The following is a 1,698-nucleotide window of genomic DNA, read 5'->3' as shown; positions in this document are numbered from 1 at the left end:
TCGGCCTGCTGCTTGCGAACGGCGCATTCCTTTTATCGACTGCCGTATTCGAAGGCGACTGGGTATGGCGCTTCGAATGAGCGTGTCGGAATCGCCGGAATTCGAAGCAGTGAAGGCCGAGAACAAGGTCATGAAGGCACCGGCGCTCGAAGTGATCAAGAGCGACTGGCGCAGCATTCTAAAGATCATCGGCCTGCGTATGGCGGAAACCGGCGGTTACTACATCACGACGAGTTTCATGCTTTCGTATGTGGCGCTCGCGCATGTTTCGACCACCAAACATGTGTTGTGGGGCACGCTGATTGGTTCCGCGCTCGGGCTTGTCAGCCACCTGATTTACGGTGCGCTCAGCGACCGCGTGGGCCGTCGTCCCGTGTTCATATTCGGCGCGCTGTTCACCATCGTGTTCGGCATTCCGATGTTCATGCTCATCAACACAGGCGCGATCATCATGGTGATCGTTGCAGTCGCGCTGTCATTGCTGGTCAGTCACGATCCGATCTTCGCGGTGGAAGCAAGCTGGTTCTCCGAGCAGTTCCCGGCCAACGTGCGTTCATCGGGCATTTCGCTGGGCTATAACGGCGCATCGGTAGTGGCGGGTTTGCTGCCGATCATCGCGACGGCAATCTATGGCGTGTTCGGCTGGATCGGACCGGCGCTGATGTTCTCCGCACTCGGCGTGATTTCCACCTGCTGCGCGTTGACGATGCGTGAAACCGCGCCCGTCGCGATTGCACGACGTCGCGGTACATCGGATCAAACCTTGATGCACAGCACGCGCTGAACTCATTTCAGGAACAGCACGGGCGCGAACTTGCCGTCCTTCGACGATAGCTCCACGGTCTTGTCGCCAGTGTTTTTAAGGCACAAACCCACTGTTGGATTGCCGGCCGACATCGCACTCTTCACTTGCCCCGTCACGTCAATAAGACGGGGCTTTTCTTCACTGTTGATGCCGAAACTGCCGAGCGCTACCGGCGAACAATCGGCCATCTTCGGTGCGGTTTCCGTGCTGTCCCAGCGAGGCGTAGCACCATAAACCCTGATGGTGGCCTGCGTCGAATCCGTCACGTTGCGTCCGTAGGATTGCAGCCAGATTTTCGTCCACGGGAAAGCGGACACGTCAGAAGGCGTTGGGAATTTCATGAACGCGGTATCGCCGGGACCGAGTTGCAGTGTCGGTCCGCTGGTGGACGTGTTGCCGCTTGCGCTGATCCAGCCATCGGCTGTATCGGTCGTGTAGAACATCGGAATCTGGTTATCGCACGCCGCCAGGATGTTCAGACATTTGTCCACGGCGTACTGCATGCTGTCCGTTTTCCAGCCGTTCACGAAGTCTGCGTGTTCGGTGTAGAGCGAGCCCCATTGCGGCACCCATACGCCGTTGTCGAGTTTCGGATCCATCGAAAGCTGGGCGGTGGAAAGATCGCCATCCAAACCAAGTCCGTAATGCACGTGCATTTCCAGCCTCGGCACTTTGACCGGATAGCTGTCCGGGCACGAACCATTGCTGTTGCTGTAAGCCATATTTACGATCTTGGCACGGAAGTCTGGCGCCTTATTCTTGCCATCCCAACAGTTCGGAAACCGAATTATCACTTCCAGATGTGCATGAGTTCCGCTTGCATCGGTAATCATCGGGCACGCGGCGGGCGCAGTCGTTGACGGTCCCTTGCCGAAGCAGTTATAGGTGATTTC

General features: G+C 57.3%; 2 protein-coding genes. One reads left to right on the top strand and one right to left on the bottom strand.

Annotation, left to right across the window (positions count from 1 at the left end):
* On the top strand, positions 1-784 hold a 784-nt coding region (locus P7F28_RS08130), incomplete at its 5' end, for an MFS transporter (protein ID WP_277184000.1).
* Positions 785-786: 2 nt separating this feature from the next.
* Here P7F28_RS08130 and P7F28_RS08125 read toward each other — a convergent pair.
* The coding region (locus P7F28_RS08125) for a DUF1996 domain-containing protein (RefSeq protein WP_277183999.1) at positions 787-1,698 on the bottom strand (912 nt) is incomplete at its 5' end.

Origin of the sequence: Caballeronia sp. BR00000012568055, from assembly GCF_029439455.1 — a bacterium.
Lineage (GTDB): Bacteria > Pseudomonadota > Gammaproteobacteria > Burkholderiales > Burkholderiaceae > Caballeronia.
This window is presented reverse-complemented; position numbering and strand designations above follow the sequence as displayed.